Genomic DNA, 2,839 nt, shown 5'->3' with positions numbered 1-2,839 from the left:
CGGCGCCAGCGAGCCGCCGATGACCAGTTTCAGTTCCGTCGTTCTTGCTGCGGTCATGCCCGAGATCATGATCCCTAACGTCGCCGCGAGGAGCGCGAGCGATCTCATCTTCTAGTCCGCAACCGTGACGTCGGCAACGAACCTCGGATCCCGCACCGCCTGTCCGGCGAAGGGGGAACCTTCCTCGAACCAGGAGCGCGGGGCCGGTGCGCCCCACAGCGTCTGCCGCCTGGGGTCCTTCAGCGACCAGCGCAGCGGCGCATGGTCGTGATCCATGGTGAAATAGTCGCTGGTGTAGAGCTCGAGGCGGTGGCCATCGGGGTCGCGGACGTAGAGGAAGAACGCGTTGGAGATGCCGTGGCGGCCGGGGCCGCGCTCGATGTTCTTGAGATAGCCGGAGGAGGCCATGACGTCGCAGAGATGCAGGACGTTCATCGCGGTCGGCACCCAATAGGCGAAGTGATGCAGCCGCGGGCCCTTGCCGTTGGTCAGCGCGAAGTCGTGCACATTGCCCTTGCGGTGCAGCCAGGCTGCGGCGATGCGTCCGTTCGGGCCGTCCTCCTCGGCATATTCGGTCAGGCGAAAGCCGAGCCGCGTGTAGAAGTCCATGGTGTCCTGGACCTCGGGCGCGAACACGTTGAAATGGTCGAGCCGTTGCGGATGGCAGCCCTTGTAGAGATCATAGCGGCGCAACAGATGCGGCCGCTTGTCCATCGCAGCATAGAGCTCGATCTGGAAGCCGAAGGGATCGGTGAATTGCAGCGTGCGGCCCTGGAACGGCTGCTCGGCAAATGCGTGGACGATGCCGTTCTCGGAGAAGAACGCCGCTGCCTTGTCGAGATCGTTCTCGTTGCCGACCTTGAGCCCCAGCCGGTTGCAGGCCGGCGTATTCGCCTTGCGCAGCACCAGCGAATGATGCTGGTGCTCCTCGCTGCCGCGCAGATACACCGCGTCACCGTCGCAGTCCTCCACGTGCAGGCCGACGGTGGTCTCGTAGAATGACCGGCTGCGGTCGAGGTCGACGACGTCGAGCACCGCATGGCTGGAGCGGATGATGTTGAAAGGCGGATCGAAGACGTGCTGCGGAACGGGCATGATGTGCTCTCCGGTCATTCCGGGATGGTCCGAAGGACCAGACCTGGAATCTCGAGATTCCGGGCTCGCGACCCGTCCCGGGAATGACGGCTGTTATCAGATTCCCAATCTCTGAATCCTGTGCGTGCCCCGCGCCAGCGAGACATGCTTGGTTTCCATGTAGAAGTCGAAGGAATAGTCGCCGCCGTCGCGGCCGATGCCGGACGCTTTCATGCCGCCGAACGGGGTCGGCAAATGGCGGACGTTCTCCGAGTTGAGCCAGATCATGCCGGCCTCCAGCGCGTCGGCCACGCGTAGCGCGCGGCCCATGTCGGCGGTCCAGACATAGCCGGTCAGGCCGTAATTGACGTCGTTGGCGATCGCGATCGCATCATTCTCGTCGCGGAATGGAATTACGGTCAGGAACGGCCCGAACACCTCCTCCTGCGCCACCCGCATTCTTGCGTTCGCCCCGGTGACCAGCGTCGGTTCGATATAGTGGCCGCCACCCGGGCCGGCATGAGTTCGGCCGCCGACTGCGATCGCGGCGCCCTCGTTGCGCGCGACGTCGAAATAGCGGCAGACCTTGTCGAGATGCCGCTCATGGATCAGCGGCCCGATCTCGGTCGCGGGATCGAGGGGATGGCCGACCTTCAGCGCCTGTACCCGCGCCGTCAGCTTGGAGATGAACTTCTCCGCGATGCTGTCCTGAATCAGGAGCCGGCTGGAAGGGGTGCAGCGCTCGCCGTTCAGCGAGTAGATCATGAACACGACCGCATCGAGCGCGCGGTCGAGATCGGCGTCGTCGAACACGATCACCGGGTTCTTGCCGCCGAGCTCGAAATGCACGCGCTTCAGGGTCGGCGCGCCCTGCGCCATGATCGCCGATCCCGTCGCGCTTTCGCCGACGAAGCCGATTGCCTTGATCGCGGGATGCTCGGTCAGCGCCTTGCCGGCCTCCTCGCCAAAACCGTGCACGGTGTTGAGCACGCCGTCGGGAATGCCGGCTTCCTTGACGAGCTTGGCGAGCATGTCGGCGGTCACCGGCGACCACTCCGCGGGCTTGTGCACGACTGTGCAGCCGGCGGCAAGGGCAGGGGCGATCTTCCAGGTCGAGAGCATGAATGGCGTGTTCCAGGGCGTGATCACGCCGACCGGACCGATCGGCACGCGGGTCGAGACGTTCCAGTGCTCCTCGCTCGGCATGTTGAGGCCGGCGCGCGCCTCGGCGCATTTGTCGGCGAAGAAGCGGAAGTTCTCCGCCGCCCGGATCGCGGCCTTGGCCATGAAGCGATGGGCCTGGCCGGTGTCGATGCATTCGAGCACCGCGATGTCGTCGGCGCGATCCTCGATCGCGTCCGCGACGCGATGCAGCACTTTGCGGCGCATCGCAGCCCCGATGTCGCGCCAGGATTTGAACGCCAGCGCCGCCGCCGTCGCCGCGCGATCGATGTCCTCGGCATTGCCGCGGGCCACGCTCGCGAGCACGGTGTTATCGATCGGCGACTTGGTCTCGAAACTCTCGCCGGAGATCGACGGCACGGTCTTGCCATCGATCATGTGACCGATGCCGTCGGCGCGGAGCTGTTTCAGCAGCGGCGCCGCGCGCTCTCGGTTGGCCTGGAACAGATCGGATGTCGGGGTGGCCTTATCCATGCGCAGCCTCCGCCTTCAACGCCTTGTGGATGTTGTTGCGCTTCCAGCTCGTCTCCTTGTCGTTGATCTGCATGTCGAACGACAGCGCGAACCTGCTTCCGGCGAAAAC

The 2,839-nt window shown here is 64.9% G+C and carries 2 protein-coding genes and 1 pseudogene; all 3 read right to left on the bottom strand.

The features are described 5' to 3' along the window. Positions 1–111 precede the first annotated feature (111 nt). Positions 112–1,095, bottom strand: a complete 984-nt coding sequence (hpaD, locus tag JOY90_RS26630; protein ID WP_291694085.1) for a 3,4-dihydroxyphenylacetate 2,3-dioxygenase — start codon at positions 1,093–1,095, stop codon at positions 112–114. Positions 1,096–1,191: 96 nt separating this feature from the next. Continuing rightward, on the bottom strand, positions 1,192–2,730 hold the full coding sequence (gene hpaE, locus JOY90_RS26625) for a 5-carboxymethyl-2-hydroxymuconate semialdehyde dehydrogenase (protein WP_291694084.1): 1,539 nt from the start codon (positions 2,728–2,730) through the stop codon (positions 1,192–1,194). Beyond that, a pseudogene (locus JOY90_RS26620) lies at positions 2,723–2,839 on the bottom strand (5-carboxymethyl-2-hydroxymuconate isomerase); the annotation flags it as partial. The pseudogene JOY90_RS26620 and the gene hpaE, both read right to left, overlap by 8 nt.

This window comes from Bradyrhizobium sp., from assembly GCF_019242285.1.
Classification (GTDB): Bacteria; Pseudomonadota; Alphaproteobacteria; order Rhizobiales; family Xanthobacteraceae; genus Bradyrhizobium.
The sequence above is the reverse complement of the archived record's forward strand: the minus strand, read 5'-3'. Positions and strand labels throughout refer to the sequence as shown.

What these genes read in the sequence shown, in the direction of transcription:
- hpaD (WP_291694085.1), bottom strand. Translation starts at nt 1,095, where the DNA reads ATGCCCGTTCCGCAGCACGTCTTCGATCCGCCTTTCAACATCATCCGC.
- hpaE (WP_291694084.1), bottom strand. Translation starts at nt 2,730, where the DNA reads ATGGATAAGGCCACCCCGACATCCGATCTGTTCCAGGCCAACCGAGAG.